22 protein-coding genes and 1 riboswitch are annotated in these 22,760 nt (G+C 34.1%); of the genes, 14 read left to right on the forward strand and 8 right to left on the reverse strand.

Annotated features, from left to right (window positions below; translation table 11 throughout):
- Complete coding sequence (locus H600_RS0103885) at nt 1-1,143, reverse strand: ABC transporter substrate-binding protein (protein ID WP_026727564.1); 1,143 nt, start codon at nt 1,141-1,143, stop codon at nt 1-3.
- A 95-nt stretch (nt 1,144-1,238) separates the two neighbouring features.
- On the opposite strand from H600_RS0103885, the gene H600_RS0103890 reads away from it, so the two are divergent.
- The 8 genes from H600_RS0103890 to H600_RS0103930 all read left to right on the forward strand — a co-directional run bounded on the left by H600_RS0103890 (nt 1,239) and on the right by H600_RS0103930 (nt 8,964).
- Entirely contained in the window at nt 1,239-1,601 is a 363-nt protein-coding gene (locus tag H600_RS0103890; protein ID WP_026727565.1) for a C1orf53 family protein, read from the forward strand.
- A 31-nt stretch (nt 1,602-1,632) separates the two neighbouring features.
- Entirely contained in the window at nt 1,633-1,992 is a 360-nt protein-coding gene (locus H600_RS0103895) for a four helix bundle protein (RefSeq protein ID WP_026727566.1), read from the forward strand.
- A gap of 36 nt (nt 1,993-2,028) precedes the next feature.
- A complete protein-coding gene (gene cobU / locus H600_RS0103900; protein ID WP_026727567.1) occupies nt 2,029-2,538 on the forward strand; it encodes a bifunctional adenosylcobinamide kinase/adenosylcobinamide-phosphate guanylyltransferase in 510 nt (169 codons plus the stop codon).
- A 171-nt stretch (nt 2,539-2,709) separates the two neighbouring features.
- Nucleotides 2,710-4,389, forward strand: a complete 1,680-nt coding sequence (cobT, locus tag H600_RS22675) for a nicotinate-nucleotide--dimethylbenzimidazole phosphoribosyltransferase (protein WP_026727568.1) — start codon at nt 2,710-2,712, stop codon at nt 4,387-4,389.
- 56 nt (nt 4,390-4,445) lie between these two features.
- A complete protein-coding gene (locus tag H600_RS0103910) occupies nt 4,446-5,249 on the forward strand; it encodes an adenosylcobinamide-GDP ribazoletransferase (RefSeq protein ID WP_026727569.1) in 804 nt (267 codons plus the stop codon).
- Entirely contained in the window at nt 5,234-5,770 is a 537-nt protein-coding gene (gene cobC / locus H600_RS0103915; RefSeq protein WP_026727570.1) for an alpha-ribazole phosphatase, read from the forward strand. The genes H600_RS0103910 and cobC overlap by 16 nt, the downstream gene beginning before the upstream one ends.
- A 67-nt stretch (nt 5,771-5,837) precedes the next feature.
- A riboswitch (cobalamin riboswitch) is annotated at nt 5,838-6,043 on the forward strand.
- A 27-nt stretch (nt 6,044-6,070) separates the two neighbouring features.
- Entirely contained in the window at nt 6,071-7,924 is a 1,854-nt protein-coding gene (locus H600_RS0103925; RefSeq protein ID WP_026727571.1) for a TonB-dependent receptor plug domain-containing protein, read from the forward strand.
- A gap of 5 nt (nt 7,925-7,929) precedes the next feature.
- The gene (locus H600_RS0103930) at nt 7,930-8,964 is read left to right on the forward strand and encodes a YncE family protein (protein ID WP_026727572.1); all 1,035 of its coding nucleotides are present in this window, start codon (nt 7,930-7,932) and stop codon (nt 8,962-8,964) included.
- Between the two features lie 84 nt (nt 8,965-9,048).
- On the opposite strand, the gene H600_RS0103935 is transcribed toward H600_RS0103930, so the two are convergent.
- Nucleotides 9,049-10,512, reverse strand: coding sequence for a S41 family peptidase (locus H600_RS0103935; protein WP_026727573.1), 1,464 nt, complete (start codon nt 10,510-10,512; stop codon nt 9,049-9,051).
- Nucleotides 10,513-10,674: 162 nt separating this feature from the next.
- On the opposite strand from H600_RS0103935, the gene H600_RS0103940 reads away from it, so the two are divergent.
- From H600_RS0103940 to H600_RS0103955, 4 genes are read left to right on the forward strand one after another with little or no spacing between them, the layout of a single operon-like run.
- Nucleotides 10,675-11,184: an RNA polymerase sigma factor gene (locus tag H600_RS0103940; protein ID WP_026727574.1), complete on the forward strand. Its 510-nt coding sequence runs from the start codon at nt 10,675-10,677 to the stop codon at nt 11,182-11,184.
- Nucleotides 11,171-11,629 (forward strand): hypothetical protein, encoded by a 459-nt coding sequence (locus H600_RS0103945; RefSeq protein ID WP_026727575.1) that lies wholly within the window; start codon nt 11,171-11,173, stop codon nt 11,627-11,629. The genes H600_RS0103940 and H600_RS0103945 overlap by 14 nt, the downstream gene beginning before the upstream one ends.
- A gap of 19 nt (nt 11,630-11,648) precedes the next feature.
- Nucleotides 11,649-12,176 (forward strand): DUF4252 domain-containing protein, encoded by a 528-nt coding sequence (locus H600_RS0103950; RefSeq protein WP_026727576.1) that lies wholly within the window; start codon nt 11,649-11,651, stop codon nt 12,174-12,176.
- A 2-nt stretch (nt 12,177-12,178) separates the two neighbouring features.
- Nucleotides 12,179-12,715, forward strand: coding sequence for a DUF4252 domain-containing protein (locus H600_RS0103955; protein WP_026727577.1), 537 nt, complete (start codon nt 12,179-12,181; stop codon nt 12,713-12,715).
- 277 nt (nt 12,716-12,992) lie between these two features.
- Here H600_RS0103955 and carB read toward each other — a convergent pair whose 3' ends face one another.
- Nucleotides 12,993-15,848 carry a carbamoyl-phosphate synthase large subunit gene (carB, locus tag H600_RS0103965; RefSeq protein ID WP_026727578.1) on the reverse strand — a complete coding sequence of 952 codons (2,856 nt, stop codon included), beginning with the start codon at nt 15,846-15,848 and terminating at the stop codon, nt 12,993-12,995.
- A gap of 144 nt (nt 15,849-15,992) precedes the next feature.
- Complete coding sequence (gene rpmH, locus H600_RS0103970; protein ID WP_008464848.1) at nt 15,993-16,154, reverse strand: 50S ribosomal protein L34; 162 nt, start codon at nt 16,152-16,154, stop codon at nt 15,993-15,995.
- A 169-nt stretch (nt 16,155-16,323) separates the two neighbouring features.
- Here rpmH and H600_RS0103975 point away from each other — a divergent pair, with 169 nt between their 5' ends.
- Nucleotides 16,324-16,839, forward strand: coding sequence for a hypothetical protein (locus tag H600_RS0103975; RefSeq protein ID WP_026727579.1), 516 nt, complete (start codon nt 16,324-16,326; stop codon nt 16,837-16,839).
- A gap of 201 nt (nt 16,840-17,040) precedes the next feature.
- Here the strand turns inward: H600_RS0103975 and H600_RS0103980 are convergent, their stop codons facing one another.
- On the reverse strand, nt 17,041-17,700 hold the full coding sequence (locus tag H600_RS0103980; protein WP_026727580.1) for an alpha/beta hydrolase family protein: 660 nt from the start codon (nt 17,698-17,700) through the stop codon (nt 17,041-17,043).
- 283 nt (nt 17,701-17,983) lie between these two features.
- Here H600_RS0103980 and H600_RS0103985 point away from each other — a divergent pair, with 283 nt between their 5' ends.
- Nucleotides 17,984-18,289, forward strand: a complete 306-nt coding sequence (locus tag H600_RS0103985) for a GNAT family protein (RefSeq protein ID WP_026727581.1) — start codon at nt 17,984-17,986, stop codon at nt 18,287-18,289.
- Here H600_RS0103985 and H600_RS0103990 read toward each other — a convergent pair.
- The 3 genes from H600_RS0103990 to H600_RS0104000 all read right to left on the reverse strand — a co-directional run bounded on the left by H600_RS0103990 (nt 18,286) and on the right by H600_RS0104000 (nt 22,752).
- Nucleotides 18,286-19,716, reverse strand: coding sequence for an anion permease (locus H600_RS0103990; protein ID WP_026727582.1), 1,431 nt, complete (start codon nt 19,714-19,716; stop codon nt 18,286-18,288). The two genes, H600_RS0103985 and H600_RS0103990, sit on opposite strands and share 4 nt — an antisense overlap.
- 20 nt (nt 19,717-19,736) lie before the next feature.
- Nucleotides 19,737-20,888, reverse strand: a complete 1,152-nt coding sequence (locus tag H600_RS0103995; protein ID WP_026727583.1) for a porin — start codon at nt 20,886-20,888, stop codon at nt 19,737-19,739.
- Nucleotides 20,889-21,117: 229 nt separating this feature from the next.
- Nucleotides 21,118-22,752: an ABC-F family ATP-binding cassette domain-containing protein gene (locus H600_RS0104000; RefSeq protein WP_026727584.1), complete on the reverse strand. Its 1,635-nt coding sequence runs from the start codon at nt 22,750-22,752 to the stop codon at nt 21,118-21,120.
- Nucleotides 22,753-22,760: the final 8 nt, after the last annotated feature.

Raw genomic sequence — 22,760 nt, forward strand, 5'->3', positions numbered from 1 at the left:
TTAATTCAGTTTTGATGCAAAAGTAAATTCGTAACCTTCCAACAAATCTGGATGGAAAATCTTGATATAATCCTTTAAAACCAAATCCGGACGGCTTGGCGATAATTCATAAAAAATAGTTCCGCCAGTTGCTCCAAATTTACTTTCTAAAGAATAAACGGTTTTATTTTTAAAAGCATCAAACTCTCCATAATGTGGATTCGCTTTCTGTAATTCTTCTAAAGTTTTAAAAGACCCCGAAACCACCCAAACATTTGCAGATTTTGCTTTATCCAAAACTTTTTCAAACGACAAACCTTCACTTCCTGTTCCTTCTAAATTACTCCATAAATAATCAGCTTTTGCATCTTTCATGAATTGAGCAACCCAACTATTTCCTTTGGCCACATACCATACATCTTCGTACATTGAACCGTATAAAACCTTTGTGGTTGCAGGTTTTTCGCTCACTAATTTTTTAGCCTGATTATAACTTTCAACAATTTTATCAAACAATTCTTTGGCTTTGTCTTCTTTTCCAAATAAAGCGCCATAAAGCTTAATCCATTCGGCTTTTCCAAGTGGAGATTGTTCCATCCAATCACCTTGGATTAAAACATTCAAACCGCTTTTTTTCAAATTATCCAACATCGGATTGTTGTTGTCAACACCAAAAGTCACAATCAAATCTGGAGACAATTCAATAAGCTGTTCGATATTTAATTTTTCATTTTGTCCAACATTTTTTACTGAACCTTTGTCAATCAATGCTCTTGTTTTTTCAGAAGAAATATAATCAGTATGCGGAAAACCAACTAATTTATTTTCCACTTCCAACATTTCCAAAAACGGAATATTTGTTGTCGAAGTAACCACTACTGACTCTAATGGCACTTTTATTGTAGTATAGTTTTGAAGACTGTCTGGAACTTTAGCATCTTTTTCTTTTAGAACATATTTGAAATCCTTATTTGCATTAGGCCAAGGATTTGAGATTGTAACTACAGAATATCCTTCTAGTTTTACAATCGAAAGCCCTGATGCAAATTCGATGCTATTTTTTGCAGTTTCTGATTTTAGTGTTTCAACATTCTCACTTTTTTTACATCCTGTAAGAATAAAAAAAGAAAGAAAAAATACTAACTTAGGTAAATAAAATTTCATATTTAACGTTTTGGATAGGGACAAAGGTAAATCATTTTCTGATTTTTTTGTTTACTTTTATTCTTACAAAATTCAACAAATTGTATCTTTACATTATGAATACCACAAAAACAAAAATTTGCTCAAGCTGCGAAACTTCTTTCAGCTGTGGAGATATTTCCGTTGAAAACAAATGCTGGTGCAATGATTACCCACACATTTTTAATCTTTCAGAAGGAGGCGACTGCTTGTGTCCTGCTTGTTTCAAAGAAGCCTGCGAAGATAAAATTGATGCTTATATAGAAACAATAACCCCCGAAAAGGCATTAAAAAACAAAGCCGCGTTGTTGCCCAAAACAGATAAACTTATCGAAGGAATTGACTATTACATGGAAAATGGCAATATGGTTTTTAAAACCTGGTACCATCTCAAAAGAGGAAGCTGTTGCGGAAACGGCTGTCGCCATTGCCCTTATTAAATTATTAATTATAAATTGTTAGTTGTTAATTATGAAAAACAACGTTGTTAAAAATAAAAGTTTTGAATTTGCAATTCGGATTGTAAAACTATTTCAATATCTAAATAATGATAAAAAAGAATTTATACTTTCGAAACAACTTCTGAGATCAGGAACAAGTGTTGGTGCAATGATGAGAGAAGCTGAACATGCTGAAAGCAAAAGTGACTTCATTCACAAATTTGCAATTGCTCAAAAAGAAGCCAACGAAACAGTTTATTGGCTTGAATTATTAAAGGCAACTGATTATTTAAATGAAAAGGAATTCGAAAACATTCACAATGATGCAATCGCAATTTTAAAATTAATAACCAGTATTCTTAAAACTTCAAAAAGACAAGTTCCAGCATAAATTTATAATTAACAATTAATAATTAACCATTATTACATGATTTACCTAATAACAGGTGGTGAAAGATCCGGAAAAAGCAATTATGCTCAAAACTTAGCTTTACAACTTTCTGATTCGCCACTTTATATCGCAACAGCCAGAAAATGGGATTCGGATTTTCAAAACAGGATCGATCGTCATCAACAGGAACGAGATGAGCGTTGGACTAATATTGAAAAAGAAAAACATTTAAGCGAAATTAATTTTTCGGGAAAAGTAGCATTAATTGATTGCGTTACACTTTGGCTGACCAACTTTTTTGTTGACACTAAAAATGACGTTTTACTGTCATTAGAGGAAGCAAAAAAAGAATTTCTTTCGATAGCTAATCAAGAAAACGCAACTTTGATAATCGTAACCAATGAAATTGGAATGGGAGTTCACGCTGACACCCATGTTGGCAGAAAATTTACTGAACTGCAAGGCTGGATGAATCAATTTTTAGCTTCAAATGCCGATCAAGTTGTTTTGATGGTTTCGGGAATTCCAGTTAAAATAAAAGGATAGCAAACTTCAATAGCAATAGCAATTTTCAAAAATCAATAAAAACAAGTTTTAAATTCTAAATTCCAATATCGTAAAGTATCTTTACATAAAAATTAAATCGAATTGAAGTTTCAAATTAATATTGACATTGATATTGAAGCTTGAAATTGATATTGTTATCGATTTTTGAAGATGAGCCATTTAGATGATATTTTAAAATCACGCCGTGATACCCGCCATTTTACCAACGATGAAGTTCCTGACAAAGTAATTAAAAAAGCTTTACAGGCTGGGCATTGGGCGCCTTCTGTTGGATTAACGGATGCTACGAGATATTACATCATAAAATCTTCTGAAGTCAAAACGGCTATTAAAAATCTGTTTTTAGATTACAACAAAAAAGCCGAAGAACTTACAGACAATCCGGAGCAAAAAGAACTTTATCGTTCATTAAAATTAGAAGCAATTGAAGAAGCGCCAATTGGGCTAATAATTGCTTATGATCGCTCAGTTTTAAATCAGTTTACAATTGGAACCGTTGGAAGCAATGAAGCCGTAAAATTCAGTTCAGTTTGCGCCGCGCAGAACATCTGGCTTTCGCTGACAGAACAAGGCTACGGCATGGGCTGGGTTTCTATTATAAACTATTATCAATTTAAAAAAATATTAGGTTTATCTGAAAACATTGAACCTCTTGGTTATTTCTGCATCGGGAAACCTGCTACAAACTATAACAATCAACCAATGTTGCAACAATTGCATTGGAAACAAAAATCAGAAACGCCAATTTGTACCGAAATTCAAAATATCAATGAAAGTTCTGTTTTAGATATAAATATCAATTTTTCATCGCAAAATAAAATTGCAACCGATTTTGAAAAACTATTACAGGAAAAAATAGATTCAAAAACAAAACCTGTTGGCGCTCTTGGAGCTTTAGAAACGCTCGCTTTTCAAATGGCAACAGTTTTTGAAACTTTAAATCCGAAAATCATAATTCCAAATATGGTTGTTTTTGCCGCTGATCACGGAATTGCAAATCATGGCGTAAGCGCTTATCCGCAAGATGTGACGCGACAAATGGTTACTAATTTTCTGGATGGAGGCGCTGCAATTAATGTTTTTTGCAGACAAAACAACATTCAATTATCGATCGTAGATGCTGGAGTCAATTATGATTTCCCAACAAATGCAAAATTGATTGATGCTAAAATTGCCAAAGGCACACAATCTTTTCTAAATGTGCCTGCGATGAGCCAAACCGAACTTCAATTGAGTTTTGCAAAAGGAAAATCAATCGTTGAAAATATTGCCAAAACAGGTTCAAATTGCATTGGTTTTGGCGAAATGGGAATTGGAAATACTTCAACGGCTTCAGTTTTGATGAGTCTTTTGACAGGTTTTCCAATTGAAGAATGTGTTGGAAAAGGCACAGGAGTTGCTGATGAAAAATTGATTCAAAAACAAAATCTTCTCAAAAAAGCAATTGAAAATTATTCCGGACCAGCCGAATTAAAGGAACAATTAGCTTATTTCGGTGGCTTCGAAATTATTCAAATGGCAAGCGGCATGCTAACAGCCTTTGAGCACAAAATGCTGATTTTAGTTGATGGTTTTATTTGCAGTACGGCATTTTTAATTGCTTCAAAAATTAATCCCGAAATTGTAAAAAATGCTGTTTTTTGTCATTGCTCGGCTGAAAATGCACATCAAAAACTGCTTCAATACTTAAATGCAAAACCTATTTTAAATCTGGATTTGCGTTTGGGCGAAGGAACGGGTTGTGCTATTGCATTTCCTATTTTAAAATCGGCTGAGGCCTTTTTGAATGAAATGGCAAGTTTTGAAAGCGCTGGAGTTAGCAGGAAATAGTATTCAGTCTCAGTTTTCAGTCTTTAAAACTAAATTTTCTTAATTAATTATCTTAAATGAAAAAAGAACTACACATTTTCTTTACCTGTTTAATGTTTTACACCCGAATTCCCTGTCCAAAAAACATTACGCATCATCCTGATTATTTAAATAAAGCCACGCGCTATTTTCCGTTAATTGGATGGATTGTTGGGTCTATATCTTTTCTAATTTACTCCATATTTGCCCTATTTCTTTCTACAGAAACGGCCGTGACATTGGCAATAATTGCTTCTATTTTAACAACAGGCGCATTTCATGAAGATGGTTTTGCAGATGTTTGCGATGGTTTTGGTGGAGGCTGGACCAAAGAAAAAATTCTGATGATCATGAAAGACAGCGCTATTGGTGCATATGGTGCAATTGGATTGGTTTTACTTCTTTTTCTAAAATTCAAATTGCTTTCAGAATCTATTTTGTTATTTCAAGTTTATGATTCGATGGCAATTCTTAAAATTTTACTCTTATTTATTTCGGCTCATTCTTTAAGCCGTTTGGCTGCGATCAGCATTATTTTTACTCATGAATATTCCAGAGAAGATGCAACAAGCAAAAGCAAACCAATTGCAAAACAACATACTTGGAAAGAAATTTTCGGATCCTTTTTCTTCGGATTGCTTCCTTTATTGGCGCTTGCTTATTTTTCTTTTGAAATAAAAACACTTTTGGCGATTATTCCTGTTTTTTTGACTCGATATTTTTTGGCTCGATATTTCCAAAAATGGATTGACGGTTATACTGGAGATTGCCTTGGCGCAACACAACAAGTATGCGAAGTTATTTTTTATTTAAGCCTTCTTTTTATATGGAAATTTATCTAGTTCGCCATACTGAAACAATCTGCGAAAAAGGAATTTGCTATGGACAATCTGATGTTGATATTGCTGTTCCTTTTGACTTAATCTTTGATGAAATTGTTTCACAATTACCTTCTGAAGCATTGATATTCTCCAGCCCATTAAAACGTTGTGTGACTTTGGCTAAACACATTCAAAACAACATCAAAACCATTTTTTATCACGAAGACGACCGACTAAAAGAAATGAATTTTGGCGATTGGGAATTAAAAAACTGGAATGAAATTCCGCCCGAACAACTCAATCCGTGGATGGAAGATTTTGTCAACATACAGGTTTCAAACGGAGAATCTTTTGTGGAATTACATGAACGTGTTGGTGACTTTTTGTTGAACACTATTCCGAAAAACATACAACATCCAATTGTTATTGTCGCACATGCGGGAATTATCAGAAGTATCTTATGTCATCAAACTTCATTGCCTTTGAAAGAGGCCTTTCAAAATAAAGTTGATTTTGGCCAAGTCATTAAAATTGAGCTCTGACAAAGCTTTTGTTCAGAATTTGACTGAAAAAGTAAAACAAATTTGAAAATTCAATAATTTTAACTTTATCTTTGCGCAAAATTAAGGTTGTGTTTTAATTTTCAAAAACACATTAAAAGGGAATCAAGTAAAATCTTGAGCTGTACCCGCAACTGTAAGCTTAGTTCTGAAAAGAATGCTTGTTGTTACTGCAAAGCCACTGCTCGCCTCGGCGAATGGGAAGGCAAACAACAAGACGCAAGCCAGGAGACCTGCCTTTAAAACAAAGATCGAACTCTCGGGAAAAAGAGTGTAGAAATTATGACTTTAAAAAAACATTTCGCTTTTAGTTTACTATTGTTGTGCCAATTTATTTGGGCGCAGAAAGATTCTATTACTAGTCTGAAAGAAGTTTTGGTTTCAGATTCCAATCTTAAAAAATATTCGGCTTCACAAACGGTCTTAAAACTTAACGATTCTGTTATCAATAAAAATGAGGCTTTACTGACTGATTTATTGAATTTCAACTCTACAATTTATTTTAAAGAATACGGTCGCGGAATGCTTTCGACGGTTGCATTTAGAGGAACAACTTCTTCTCAAACAGCAGTTATTTGGAACGGAATCAACATCAATTCACAAATGAATGGAAGCACTGATTTCAACACGATTTCTGGTGCCGATTATAATTCTGTAAGCGTAAAAGCCGGTGGAGGAAGTGTTATTTACGGAAGTGGTGCGGTTGGAGGAACCGTTCATTTAAATAACGATTTGGCATTTTATAATCGTTTTGAGAATAATTTAAAACTTGATTATGGGAGTTTCAATACTATTGGAGTCAATTACAAGACCAATATTTCGAACGAAAAATGGAGCGCACAAATAGGATTTTCGAAAAACAGTTCTACAAACGATTATAAATATTTAAATCGATACACTTGGAAAGGTGAACAACGCTGGAACCAAAACGGGCAATATGACGTCATAACAATGAGTGCAAATTTGGGTTATAAGTTTAATGCTAAAAACAGCTTGAAATTATACACGCAAACTTCGAATACCGACCGAAATACGTCATTAATAAGCGAATCTGAAACCAAAAGCAAATATGTAAATGGTTTTAACAGAAATTTATTGGAATACGATGGGAATTACGGGAAGTTTACAGCCAATTTCAAAACGGCATATATTTTTGAAAACTACCAATATTACGCAGATAATTCTCTGAATCAATATACTTATGGTAAAACAGAAAGTTTTATTACGAAAGCAGATTTCGGATATACAATTTTTAAATCAACACAAGTAAACGGAATTTTAGATTACAATCGTACAAAAGGTTTTGGAAGTGGTTTTGGCAATAATACACGCGAAATCAGTTCGACTGCAATTTTGGTTAAACAAGATTTTTCAAAAGATTGGAAAAATGAATTTGGTGTTAGAAAAGAGTTTACAGACAATTACAAATCGCCTGTTTTATTAAATTTAGGGTCGTCTTATCAATTTGGAAAACTGTATAATTTGAAACTGAATTTATCTAGAAATTTCAGAATTCCAACTTTCAACGATTTATATTGGGAAGAAGGCGGAAATCCAGATTTAAAACCAGAAAGTTCGTATCAGGCTGAAATTGGAAATGTATTTACTTTCAAAAATATTTCGCTTACACAAACAGTCTACTACATTAAAATCACCGATTTATTGCGTTGGGTTCCAGGAAAAAACGGAATATGGATTCCTCAAAATACAGACAAAGTAAACAGTTATGGTGCTGAAACTTTGCTGAGCTGGAAAAAACAATATGGCAAAAACTATTTTGGAGCCAATGCCACTTACGCATATACTGTTTCAAAAAATGAAGAAACTGACAAGCAACTGTTTTTTGTTCCTTTCAGCAAAGTGACTGCAGCAGTTTCCTACTCAAGAAGTCGAATTTCAGCTTACTACCAATTCCTTTATAATGGTTTTGTTTATACGCAAGCTGACAATGATCCAAATCAAATTGTTGACCCTTACACGGTTTCAAATATCGGAATCGATTACGACTTTAAACTTTTGAGTTCTTTCAAACTTGGTTTTCAGGTTTTGAATCTTTGGAACGAAAATTATGAAAGTCTTGAAAACCGACCAATGCCGGGAAGAAATTTTAATATGTACTTAAACCTTAAATTCTAAATATAATGAAATTAACTAGATTATTTTTATTAGCAATCAGCGTTTCGCTTTTTGTTTCATGTTCTAATGACGACGACGACAACACTCCAAAAGGAGCTTATGATAATGGAATTTTCATCTTAAACGAAGGAAATTCTAGCGGTGGGTCAGTTTCATTTGCAAGTGATGATTTGTCAAACTTTACTGCTGATGTTTATAAAACAGTAAATAATGGTGATTTTGCGGGAGTGTATCTTCAAAATATCTTTTTTGACGGAGACAAAGCGTATATCATTGCAGGCGGATCAAATGTTATTGATGTTGTAAACCGTTACACTTTTAAATTGATTGCAAAAGTTGAAACTGGACTTGTCAACCCGAGATATGGTGTTGCAAAAGACGGAAAAGCATATGTAACAAATGCAAACAGTTTTTCTAGCGTTACTGATGATTATATTGCGATAATTGATTTGGCAACAAACAAATTCGAATCTAAAATTGAATTAAATGCTACAGCAAACAGAATTTTGTTAGAAAATGGCAAATTATATATTACTGAGCCATATTCAAACGATAAATTACTAGTTGTAAATCCTGCGACAAAAGCATTGGAAACACCTTTAACTATTGGATATAGCGGGGATACTATGGAAGCAAAAGACGGCATATTGTATATCTTAAGAAGCCCTTCTGCAACAAGCAGCGAAATAATAAAAGTAAAACTTGCTGACAAATCAGCTTCAAAAATCACAATTCCGCAAGCGCAAGGACGTGCAGGTTATTTGGACGTTTACAATGATAAAATTTATTATACTGTAAACGCTTCAACATATGCAATCAATGTCAATGCGACAACAGCTGCAACCACACCTATCGCAACGACAACCTTGTCAGCAAATGGTTATATTTATGGTTTTGCCGTTAATAATGACAAAATTTTCGTTTCAGATGGAGGAGATTTTGGATCAAACAGTAAAGCTTTTATCTACAATTTAAGTGGATCATTGCAAAAAGAATTAACTGTAGGCGTTGGGCCAAATGGCTTCTACTTCAACAATTAATAAATACCTATTTTTAAATTAGTTTTTGGATTTTTTTTGAAAAAAAAGGCTTTCATTTCTGAAAGCCTTTTTTTTTTACTTTAATTATCTCGAAAATCCTTTTGGAGCATTCTCTAAATACATTTCATTTCGCAATCCATTTATTTTTTTCGAATCGCTTATATATGGCAAATCTGAAGATCTGTCGGTTTTAACTTTTTTAGCTGTAGCCCCAGTAATTTTAGAAATTGCCAAATTCAATAATGGCTCAGAAGGATCGCCTAAAACCCCATAAGTACTAATATATTCTGGCTGAACATAAGTAGGAACAAGTCCTGATGTATAATCGCCAAAATCTTCTGCATTTGTAATTTTGAAAACTAATGGTTGCATTGCATATTTATGATTTGGATTCACTTTTTCTTTTGTGAAAGTCGGCGAGTCATAAACCGTGAAAGAACCTACATTTTTACCAGTAGTGGTCTCTCCTATCTGTACAACATTAATATATGGTTTTAATCCGTTTATCACCAATTCACTTGCCGAAGCCGTGTTTGAAGTTGTCAAGACATAAACCTTTGACAAGTTAAGACTGTTTAAAGCAGTTCCATCAATACTATTAACGAATCTCTGATTCAAAGTCTCTAAGTCATCTGTTGTTAATGAAGCCATCAATTTAAGATTATACTGTTGTTTTGAAAACACTTTTCCGTTAAACTGCCCTGTAATCATACTTGCCAAACGAGTAGAAGAACGCACAGAACCTCCTCCATTATATCTTAAATCTAAAACTAAATCGGTAACTCCTTGCGCTTTTAATTCCCCAAAAGCCTGATTCAGTTTCACATCGTAATCAGAATAAAAACCGTTATACATTAAATAACCAATTTTGTGACCGCCAGATGTAATGACTTTATTTATTAAAATAGGATTTTCTTCTAAAACTGTCTTAGTCAAAGCAACTGATTTTCCATTCAAAACAAAGGTAGAACCGTTGTAATCAGCAAGATTTAAAGTATAACTATCTTGAGCTAACAACAATGACTGATAATTAGAAACAGTTAATTTTGTACCATTTACAGCCGTAAATAAATCCCCTCTTTTTATTGCTTTGTTTGAAGCATCCGAATTTGGGATAATATAACGCACGTAACCTACCAAATCGTTTGACCCGTCAGAAACTCTGCTTAATTTAAAATCAATACCGTTATTTTTTGTAATTCCGTTAAGTTCTTGTTCCAAAACCGTATAATCATCAACAATCCAGCTAAAGCGGTCAATTGCTGTTGCAGGATATTTACTGATTGGCTTATTTAATAAATCTTGAAATAATTCTTCCGGATCTGAATATCCAGATAAATAAGAATTTAATTCCGCCTTGGTACTGAATCGATCATCTGATAAATTTGGCACATCAGCCTGCCACAAATAAACCTCATTTAATCCGTGCCAGATAAAATCGTTTACTTGCAAAGTTGCAGGAGCCTCTACATCATCCTGGTCTTCACAGGATTGCAATGCAAATGCTAATAAAAAAATTAGTAGTAAACTTTTTAATATTGTTTTCATAAATAAATGCTCTTGGTAATCTATTAACGTAAAAATACTACCTTTAGTTTTAACAGGAGCAAGTTTATTTCATTTTTTCTTTATTTTTTTTTAAAGTCGCTGTAACAAAAATAATAGTGCCTCGTCTTGACTATATAAGCTAACGCAAAACCAACCAATTTTATGAATCAGAATGTGTTTATAGAATTAATTAATCCTTTTAAAGACAAAGTTTTTCGTCTGGCAAAAAGATTGCTCACAAGCACCGAAGAAGCCGAAGATGCGACTCAGGAAGTGATGGTAAAATTATGGAACAAAAAAGACAATTTGGATTCTTATAATAATATCGAAGCAGTTGCCATGACCATGACAAAAAATTATTGCTTGGATCAATTGAAATCTAAAAGAGCAGGAAATCTCAAAATTGTGCATAACAATTATACAGACCGAGAGCCACAATTAGACAAAAAACTAGAAGATTCTAATAGTTTGGAATGGGTTGAAAAAATAATAAATGAGCTGCCAGAGCAACTTCAAATATTAATTCAGCTTCGCGATGTTGAACAATATGAATTTGATGAAATTGCGAAAATTGTCAACATGAATGAAACCGCTATACGGGTAGCACTTTCTAGAGCGAGAAAAAAAATAAGAGAATCAATGATTAATACGCATAGTTATGGAATTAGATAGAATAGAAAATATATTAGAAAAATACTTTCAGGGAGAAACCACAATTGCTGAAGAAAAAGAACTTAAAGAGTACTTTTCATCTCCAAATGTTGCGCAGCATTTAGAGCAATATCAGCCAATTTTTGGTTATTTCTCTCAAGTAAAACAACAAAAATCAATGCAAGAGATTCCATTACAAACTAAGAAACGAAATGTGGCGTGGTTATCAATTGCAGCATCAGCTGTTGTTTTACTCGGAGTTGGAACTTATTTCTTTGTCAGCGAAAAAAATGCAGCTCCGGCTGTAGCGCAGTCAGAATTAGGAACCTATGATGATCCTGAAGAAGCTCTCGCAGCAACGCAAAAAGCTTTGGCATTATTATCAAACAATGTTAATGTAGGCATTGAAAGTGTGCAATACATTAACGAATATGAACAATCAAAAAACAAAATCTTTAAACAGTAATTAAACACAAAAAATAATCATGAAAAATTTCATTATAACTCTAGTTTTCGCATTCGTTACAAACGTTTTTTACGCGCAAGGCGCTTTTGACAAATTTGACGGTCAAGACGATGTAACTTCTGTAATTGTAAACAAAAAAATGTTCGATTTAATGAGCAAAGTAAAAGTTGACGCTACTGACAAAGAAACACAGCAATACATTAATTTGATCAAAAAATTAGATTACCTAAAAGTGTTTACAACCAAAAATCCTAAAATCGAAGCCGACATGAAAGCTTCTGCAGATAAATACATCAAAACTGCTGGTTTAGAAGAATTGATGCGAGTGAATGACAGTGGAAAAAACGTCAAAATAATGGTAAAATCTGGCGCAAGCGACACACAAATCAAAGAATTGTTGATGTTTGTTGACGGAGCCAAAAACGACGAAACAGTTTTATTGTCGCTAACAGGTAATTTTGACTTAAACGAAATCTCTGTACTTACTGACAAGATGCAATTGCCAGGAGGAACTGACTTAAAAAAAGCCTCTAAAGGCAAAAAATAATCATGAAAGTTCGTGTTTTTACCTCAGTCCTTATACTATTGCTGACTTTGATAAGCTGCAATTCTGAACCTTCATTGCAAAAATATTTTGTTGAAAATAACGAAAAGAAAGATTTTATTGCAATTGATGTTTCGTCTAACATTTTGAATTTAGAAAAAGCGAATTTATCTGCCGAGCAAAACGAAGCCATAAAATCATTTGACAAAATGAATATTTTAGCTTTCAAAGCAACAGATAAAAACCAAGCCGAATTTGAAACAGAACGCACAAAAGTAAATGCCATTTTAAAAGACCCGAAATACCAGCAATTGATGAAAGTGGGTTCTGGCAAAGATGGCGCTTCTATAAGCTATGTTGGCACAGATGAAAATATTGAAGAGTTTGTAGTTTTTGCCAACAGAAAAGAAAATGGTTTTGCAGTTGTCAGGGTTCTAGGAAAAAACATGAACCCGAATAATATCATGACATTGATGTCGGTTTTACAAAAATCAAATATTGACATGGATCAATTGAAGCCTTTGCAACAATTGATAAAATAATCATCAATCTTACTTTATAAATCAGAAAAAGCTCCAAATAATTTTGGAGCTTTTTTTATCCATAAAATCACGCAAAGCATATTGTAGAGACGCATAGCTGTGCGTCTTATGCGCAAAATATATCTGCAAAACACAAAACCAATTGCGACTAATACTGGACGTAGACGCACTGCAGTGCGTCTCTACGGAAAAATCGGAATTCATTTAATTGTGACTTCAATATAAAATAAAAGCTCCAATTTTCATTGGAGCTTTTATTTTATAATAAGATCTGAGATTATTTACTCAGATACATTTTTCTTCTAGAGTACAATTCGTAGAATTGATCATCTTTCAAGTCATCAATAAACAAGATGCTTTCTCCGGTTGATTTCATCTCTGGCCCTAATGCTTTGTTTACATTCGGGAATTTGCTGAAAGAGAAAACAGGTTGTTTGATTGCGTATCCTTTTAATTGTGGATTGAAATCAAAGTCAGTTACTTTATTGTGACCTAACATTACTTTTGTAGCGTAGTTTACATAAGGCTCTCCGTAAGCTTTTGCAATAAACGGAACCGTTCTTGAAGCTCTTGGGTTTGCTTCGATAATGTAAACGGTATCATCTTTAATTGCAAACTGAATATTGATTAAACCAACCGTTTTTAAAGCTCTCGCAATTTTATGTGTATGATCTTTAATTTGCTGCATTACAAATTCTCCTAAGTTAAAAGGAGGCAATGTTGCATTACTATCTCCAGAGTGAACACCACAAGGCTCAATGTGCTCCATAATTCCGATGATGTAAACATTTCCATCAGCATCACAAATTGCATCAGCTTCAGCTTCAATTGCTCCAGCTAAGTAGTGGTCTAAAAGTAATTTATTTCCTGGAATTGCTTTCAACAAATCGATAACATGCTCTTCAAGCTCTTTTTTGTTGATTACAATTTTCATTCCCTGACCTCCTAATACATAAGAAGGACGAATTAAAAGTGGAAAATCTAAAGTATCCGCTAACTTTGAAGCTTCGTCAGCCGTTTCAGCGATTCCGAATCTTGGGAAAGGAATATGCAACTCAGTCAATAAGTCTGAGAATCTTCCTCTATCTTCTGCCAAGTCAAGTGCATCGAAACTAGTTCCGATGATTTTTACACCGTATTTAGATAATTTATCTGCTAATTTAAGAGCTGTCTGACCTCCAAGCTGAACGATTACACCTTCTGGCTTTTCGTGTTGAATGATGTCATAAATATGCTCCCAGAAAACTGGCTCGAAATATAATTTATCAGCTGTATCAAAATCTGTAGAAACCGTTTCAGGATTACAGTTGATCATGATTGTCTCATAACCGCATTCCTTAGCAGCAAGAACTCCGTGAACACAAGAGTAATCAAACTCGATTCCTTGCCCAATCCTGTTTGGTCCAGAACCCAAAACGATCACTTTCTTTTTCTCGGTTACAATACTTTCGTTGTCAACAAAACGTTCTCCGTTTGCTTTCTCGATTTCAGCTTCAAAAGTTGAGTAATAGTAAGGAGTCTGTGCTTTAAACTCAGCCGCACAAGTATCTACTAATTTAAACACACGGTTGATTTTTTGCTCCATACGTAAAGTATGCACTTCACTTTCCAGACAGCTCATCATGTGTGCTAATTGTCTGTCTGCAAAACCTTTTTGTTTCGCCTCAAGCAATAATTCTTTTGGAAGATTTGAAACTTTGTAATTTGAGATTTCTTTTTCTAAAGTATAAAGCTCTTCGTATTGTTTTAAGAACCACATATCGATTCTTGTAATTTCATGAATAGTACTCAACGGAATTCCCATTGCGATAGCATCATAAATCACAAAAACACGATCCCAGCTTGCATAAGTTAGTTTCTCGATAATTTGTTCGTAATTTTTGTATCCTTTTCCGTCAGCACCTAAACCGTTTCTCTTAATCTCTAAAGATTGAGTTGCTTTATGAAGTGCCTCTTGGAAAGAACGTCCAATTCCCATAACCTCACCTACAGATTTCATCTGAAGACCTAAAGTTCTGTCTGAACCTTCAAATTTATCGAAGTTCCAACGTGGTATTTTTACGATTACATAATCCAAAGTTGGTTCGAACAGCGCCGAAGTAGATTTTGTAATTTGGTTTTGTAATTCATCTAAGTTGTATCCTAAAGCTAGTTTAGAAGCGATTTTTGCAATTGGATATCCAGTTGCTTTTGATGCTAAAGCAGAAGAACGAGATACACGAGGATTAATCTCGATTGCTACGATATCTTCTTTTTCATCTGGTGAAACTGCGAATTGTACATTACATCCTCCAGCAAAATTTCCGATACTTCTCATCATTAAGATAGCGTAGTCACGTAATTTTTGGAAAGTTGTATCCGATAATGTCATCGCTGGCGCTACTGTAATCGAATCTCCAGTATGGATTCCCATTGGATCCATGTTCTCGATCGAACAGATAATAACAACGTTATCATTTTTATCTCTTAAAAGCTCCAACTCATACTCTTTCCATCCCATCAAAGCTTTGTCAATCAAAACTTCGTGAATTGGAGATGCTTCAAGTCCACGAGTTAAAAGCTCATCAAAATCTTCTTTTTTGTAGACCACAGCAGCTCCAGTCCCTCCAAGTGTAAACGAAGGACGAATTACAAGCGGGAAACCAAATTCCTGAGCAATTTCTTTTCCTTCTAAGTAAGAAGTAGCTGTTTTTGCCGGCGCAGTTGGTACTTTAATTTTTTCTAAAAGCTGTTTAAATTGCTCTCTGTCTTCAGTAATATTAATTGCGTTAACATCAACACCGATTAATCTTACTCCGAAATCCTGCCAGATTCCTTTTTCCTCAGCTTCCAAACACAAGTTCAAAGCAGTTTGCCCTCCCATAGTCGGCAAAACAGCATCAATTTGTGGATGTTCCTTAAGAATTTCAATAATCGATTTTGTAGTTAAAGGTTTCAAATAAATATGATCGGCCATAGATGGGTCGGTCATAATCGTCGCTGGGTTTGAGTTAATCAAGATAACTTCAATTCCTTCTTCGCGAATCGAACGAGCAGATTGAGATCCTGCATAATCGAATTCGCAAGCTTGACCAATAACAATAGGTCCTGAACCTATTATTAAAACTGATTTTATTGATGTGTCTTTAGGCATTTTGTATGTATTGTGTAGTTATTATTGTATTCAAAAAACATTCACAGTGCTTTAGAAACTAGAATGTTACAAATTTATTACCGACAAGGTATAAAAAAAGGCGATACTAAAAAAGTAATCGCCTTATGTATGTTTATACAAACATTATTTTTTGTGTCTAGGCTCGCTAGAAACAGTTAATTTATGTCTTCCTTTTGCTCTTCTACGCGCTAGAACTTTTCTTCCATTCGCAGAAGCCATTCTGTCCATAAATCCGTGCTTATTTCTTCTTTTTCTTTTCGATGGTTGAAATGTTCTTTTGCTCATTGCTTTGTATCTTTAAAAATGGTATCTATTAACTCTTTATTTTGGTTTTGGATATCGTTGTTCAAAAACCGAGTGCAAATATACAAAGACTTTTTTCACTGGCAAGCACTTTTATAAAAATATTTTTAATTCCTTTTACTATATTTGCAATCACAAATATACATCTATTATGTTTAACAAAAATATTAAACTTATTTTGGCCGGACTTCTAGTAGTGGCGGGCATTTGGCAATTTACAGAAAGTAATATCGGGAATGGTATATTCTTGATTTTATTGACTGCAATTCCAATTTTTCTTTATTTCAAAAACGAATTTATCCTTTTGGCTTTCCTTAAATTAAGAAAACAAGATTTTCCTGGAGCTCAAAAATGGCTAGCATACATCAAAAATCCTGAAACTGCTTTGGTAAGAAAACAACAAGGATACTTCAATTACCTTCACGGAATCATGTTATCTCAAACCAATATCAATCAGGCTGAGAAACATTTCAAGAAAGCAATCGAGTTTGGATTATCAATGGATATGGATTTGGCTGTAGCCAAATTAAACCTTGCTGGAGTTGCTATGTCACGCAGAAGAAAGCTTGAAGCGACTAATTTATTAAACGAAGCTAAGAAATTAGACAAACAAGGAATGCTGAAAGAGCAAATCTCGATGATGAAAGAGCAAATGAAGAAAATCTAATTCTCTAAATTACAATATTAAAAATCCTAAATTCCAATTAATTGTGAATTTGGGATTTTTTTTATTTTAAATTTTCTTCCTAACACGAGACCAACGCTTAGTTTGTCATTTGAAATGACAAGATTATGCTAGAATCTTCAAAGAATTGGGATTTGTACCCGAGAGATAGCAAATAGGCGAAGCAATTTTTAAAATTGGAATTTAATCCTCCAATATAATAGAAGGCAAATTCTCATTGAGCCATTTATATTTATTCAAAATCATAATATGAGTTCCTCCTTTTACCACAATACATTTATTAATATACTTTATAGGAAAAACATCATCCTGATCACCATGAATATGAATAACATTTTCATCAACTTTATTTCTGTCCCATAAAATAACAGACTCTACAGCCCATTGCAGATAATTAAGATCACGGACTGCTAAGAACTTTTCGTATAACTTAATTCGTTTATTGACTTTTTCTCCAAAAGAATATTTCGCCAGATTCTCAATATTCAAAATCAGCTTCATCGGAATTAGCTTATATGCTTTTGTAGTTTTCCCAATTTTCATTCTTCTTGGAAACTCAGCATTGCTCCTTACACTAGAAATAATAATTACTTTTTGAGCTTTTATATGTTTCGAAATTTCTTGAACTAAAATGCCTCCAAATGAAACTCCAATCAAAACCGGATTTTCATGTTTGATTTTCTGAGCAATACGAATAGCATAATCAGACAAAGATTCTTTTTGTTTTGGAATTTCCCATTCGAGCAAATGAGTTTCAAAGACAGATTCATCTAATTTAATTCTTTCAAAAATAGCTGGGCTAGCCGCCAGACCAGGCATAAAATAAACAGGAATTTTACTCATTTGTCAAAAAAGGGATTTTAATTACAAATTTGAATTTCAAGATAAATTTACTTTTTTAAACAATATGCACAGCAAATCCTACACCATAATTATATATTAAAACAAATAAAATTACAAAATATGTAAAAATTCAGCCATGCAAAAAATAATTTCATATTGAAAATCAAATGATTAACTTTGCAGTCCAAATCGCTCGTGTTTAACATTCTTCGACAAGCTTTTAAACAGAGCAAATCGCCCAAATCTATTTTATATTTTAAACCTACTAAAAAAATGAAAAATTATGGAATCAACTGAAATTACTGCCCCGATCAAAGACAACACTTTCGCTAGACAATTTGAAACTATTGCCCCTGAAGGAATGCTTACTGTTGAATATTCATTTCAGGAAAAGAAAATTTTCTTAACTAAAATCAACACACCGGAAGGTTTTGACAATCAAATTGTGATTGACAACATGCTAAAAAGCATTATGGAACTCAATACCGAAAAGAAATTCAGAGTTGTGCCGATTCATCCAAAAATTGTGACTTTTTTCAAAAAAAACCCAAAATACAAGGAATTGCTTCCTCCAGGAATCAGGATCTAAAAATACCCAATTACTCGGAGCCACAAACCTCCTATTACCATGTAAATAAAGAGCATAACCAATCCGGTTATTAACCCTTTGACCCACCAGCTTTTTAGGTCGACATAACCGCTTCCAAAAAAGACTGGTGCCGGTCCATGTCCATAATGCGTTAAAGTCCCATATAACGACCCAACAAAACCAAGCATAAAAGCCAACAACAGCCCTGGAATTCCAAGCGAAACCCCTACTCCCAACAAAGCCGCATACATAGCAGCTACGTGCGCCGTTGCGCTTGCAAAAAGATAATGGCTAAAGAAATAAACTAAAATAATTATAGGAAAAGCCATTTGCCAGCTTAGCCCTCCTATTTCAGCTTTAATCAAATCACTGAACCATGCAATAAAACCTAGCTCATTTAACGAACTCGCCATCATTACAAGAACTGAAAACCAAACAATAGTATCCCACGCGCCTTTTTCGGCTTTTACATCATCCCAAGTCAGAACTGAAGTCAAAAGCAAAATAACCAAGCCAATAAATGCGGTGGTTGTTGCATCTATAGAAAACAAATCACCTGTCATCCATAAAAACAACAAAATGAAGAATGTGAGAAGCATCATCCATTCATTACGGGTAATTGCTCCCATTTCTTTAAGTTTTTGAGCAGCAATTTGTGGCGCATCTCCAGTTTTTTTCAATTCTGGCGGATATATTTTATACAACACAAACGGAATCACAAAAAAAGCAACAAGCCCAGGAACAATTCCCGCCACTGCCCATGAAATCCAGCTTATTTTAATACCCAAATTAGCTGCAAATTTTTGACACATTGGATTACTAGCGGTTCCCGTCAAAAACATTGATGATGCAATTAAATTGGCATTATAACTATTCAAAGTAAGATATGCTCCTAATTTTCGATGTGTTTCTGGCTGATCTGGCATAGAGCCAAAACTCATTGACATTGATTTCATAATTGGATATACAATTCCCCCGCCTCGAGCTGTATTGCTTGGGACAGCTGGCGCCAAAACCAAATCGGCTAAACCTAAACCATAAGCGAGCCCAAGTGAACTTTTTCCAAAAATTCGAACAAAAAGAAAAGCGATTCTGTTCCCTAAACCCGTTTTAATAAATCCTCTTGCTATAAAGAATGAAATTCCGATAAGCCAAATTACCTTATCGCCAAACCCCTTCAAAGCCAAGGTAATAGATTTTCCAGCATCACCAGGTGCTAAAACCTGAGAAAATGCCGTAATCGCAATTGCAATCATACACATGGTTCCCATTGGCGCAGCTTTTAGAATAATCCCTAAAATAGTCGCGACAAAAATGGCAAACAAATGCCATGCTTCAACAACAACACCTTCAGGAGCAGGAATCAACCAAATTGCAATTCCAACGGCAAGCGTAATCAGAGTTTGAGGAATTTGTACTTCTTTCATAAAAACAAGATTTAAATTAATTAAAGTCTAAGCTGGAGCTGTATTAAAAACAAATCATTATCATAGGTTGTTGAATCAGGAATATTATGATCAAATTTATCGATTTGGAATCCCGCTTCAATTCGCCCTAAATAGGCTTTTCCAAATTCAAGACCTAACATTGGCGTGAAGGTCTGTCTCAAATTAGAGTTTACTTTATAACTCGGATCAAACCTCTCGTAACGACATGACACTTCTAAAGCTGTCAGTTTTTTATAATCAACAACATATCTTAAATTTGGCAAAAAATAGATTCCTTGCATTTGATAATCACCCAAATCCGCAGTTCTTGAAGCCGCAGGCAAAGAAAAATACAAATTATGGTTTGTACCTTGTTTGTACTCAATCTGCAAATCAAAACTAAATCGATCCGTAAGCTTAAAATCACTTGTGATATCGGCGCCTATTGCAAAAACATCTTCTTTGAAAACTTTTCCAAAACCACCATTCAATCCTAAATTAATATCATATTTTTTAGATAGTTGCAAAACCCATCTACTAGAGAATTGCTTCCCGTTATCCTTATCCATTTCGGCATTTTTTCCGTTTCCGTTTATAACCGAAACAGCATAACTCAAAGGGATTTTTCCAACATCAAAAGTACCTGTTGCCGAAGCACCAATTTGAAAACTTGTCCAGCCATTTTTTCCAAATTCATAATATTGATTTGAAAAATCGAACGACTTTATAATATCAACTGGAACTAATTCCTCGATACCAAACGCAGGACGAAATTGCCCCCCAATTAAAGCAATATATTTATTGAAAGTATATTTTCCGTAAGCATTCTCAAGAACTTTCCCTTTTGTATCTGATTTAAAATCAGCCAAATTCACCAAAATCACAACCTCAGTAGTTTCACTTAATTTTGTATTGAGTCCAACACGCATTCTTTTGATATCAAATGAACTCTGTGTAACATCGCCGGTTGAATGATTAGCGCCCAAAACATCGACATTCTCACCAAAACTTTCTAAATATCGAGCCTGAATAAGTCCTTTAAACTGAAAAGTCGGGTATTTTATACTGTTTCCAGAATCAACTGCTGGTAGATTTTCAGCAGTTTGTGCATTTGAAAATAGTGGCAAAATAAAAAAAACGAAGACAATTTTCATGAGTAGCTCTCTATTCATAGGCTTTTAAATTCAATTACGATATAGGATTCGAATCAATCTTTCCTATCATACAAAAACAAAAAAAAAACACAAACCCTTAAAAATCAATACAAATGGCATTATAAAAATAATAAAAAAACAACAACTTGTAAAAATAGTTGCATTAAAATACAGTTATCATTTTTAACAGCGCAAAAAAAAAGGCGCAAAAATCAACTTGCGCCTTTTTAAATATATTTAAAATATTTTATTTTTCGATTTCTCTCATGGAATCCATTTTCTTATGCGCCAAGAAACCAGCTACATCTTCAAAATGCTCTTTTACTCTTTTGTTTCCGAATTCGAAGACTTTAGTTGCTAATCCGTCAAGGAAATCACGGTCGTGAGAAACCAAGATCAAAGTTCCGTCGAAATCTCTCAACGCATCTTTAATAATATCTTTCGTTTTCATATCCAAGTGATTCGAAGGCTCATCCAAAATCAACAAGTTAACAGGTTCTAACAACAATTTAATCATCGCCAAGCGTGTTTTTTCACCTCCAGAAAGCACCTTTACTTTTTTCGTGATATCATCACCTTGAAACATGAAAGCACCTAAAATATTTTTGATTTGCGTTCTGATATCCCCAACGGCAATGCTATCAATTGTCTCAAAAATTGTTGCGTTTTCATCTAACAAAGCCGCTTGATTTTGGGCAAAATATCCAATCTGAGCATTATGACCAATTTCAACACTTCCAGAATCAACACCGATTTCCTTCATGATTGCTTTGATCATTGTTGATTTACCTTCACCATTTTTTCCAACAAAAGCCACTTTCTGACCACGTTCGATTACAATGTTTGCATCTTTAAATACAACATGATCCCCATAAGCCTTAGACATTTCCTTTACAATAACAGGATATTGCCCAGAACGTGCCGCTGGCGGGAATTTTAATCTCAATGCAGATGTATCAACTTCATCAACCTCTACTATTTCAAGCTTCTCAAGCATTTTAACACGAGATTGAACAGCGTCAGTTTTAGAAAATGTCCCTCTGAAACGCTCAATAAAAGCACGATTTTCAGCAATCATTTTTTGTTGCTCATCATATGCTTTTTGTTGATGGATTCTTCGGTCTTTTCTTAATTCCAAGTAATGAGAATATTTCGCTTTGTAATCATAAATTCTTCCCATAGTAACTTCAATAGTTCTGTTTGTAATATTATCTACAAACGCTCTATCGTGAGAAATTACCACAACCGCTTTTGCTTGAGTCAACAAGAAATCTTCCAACCATTGAATACTTTCGATATCCATGTGGTTGGTAGGCTCATCCAGCAAAATCAAATCTGGTTTTCTTAATAAAATTTTTGCCAACTCAATACGCATTCTCCATCCACCAGAAAATTCAGAAGTTTGACGAGTGAAATCTTCACGCACAAAACCTAAACCAACTAATATTTTCTCAACTTCAGCTTCGTAATTCACTTCTTCAATTGCATAAAATTTCTCGCTTAAGTCGGAAACTCTTTCGATCAATTTCATGTATTCGTCACTTTCATAATCGGTACGAACTGTCAATTGTTCATTGATACTGTCGATTTCAGCTTTCATTGTAAAAATTTCACTGAACGCTTTTGATGCTTCTTCCATAACTGTTGCGCCATCTTCAGTAAGCAAATGCTGAGGAAGATAAGCAATTACAGCTTCTTTAGGAGCCGAAATATTTCCAGTCGAAGGCTTACTTACTCCTGCAATTATTTTTAAAAGTGTCGATTTCCCCGCACCATTCTTACCCATAAGGGCAATTTTATCATTTTCATTAATAGCAAAAGAAACATCGCTAAAAAGTGTAGTTCCGCCAAACTGAACCGAAATATCGTTAACTGTAATCATTTGTCTTT

Origin of the sequence: Flavobacterium denitrificans DSM 15936 (assembly GCF_000425445.1) — a bacterium.
GTDB lineage: Bacteria > Bacteroidota > Bacteroidia > Flavobacteriales > Flavobacteriaceae > Flavobacterium > Flavobacterium denitrificans.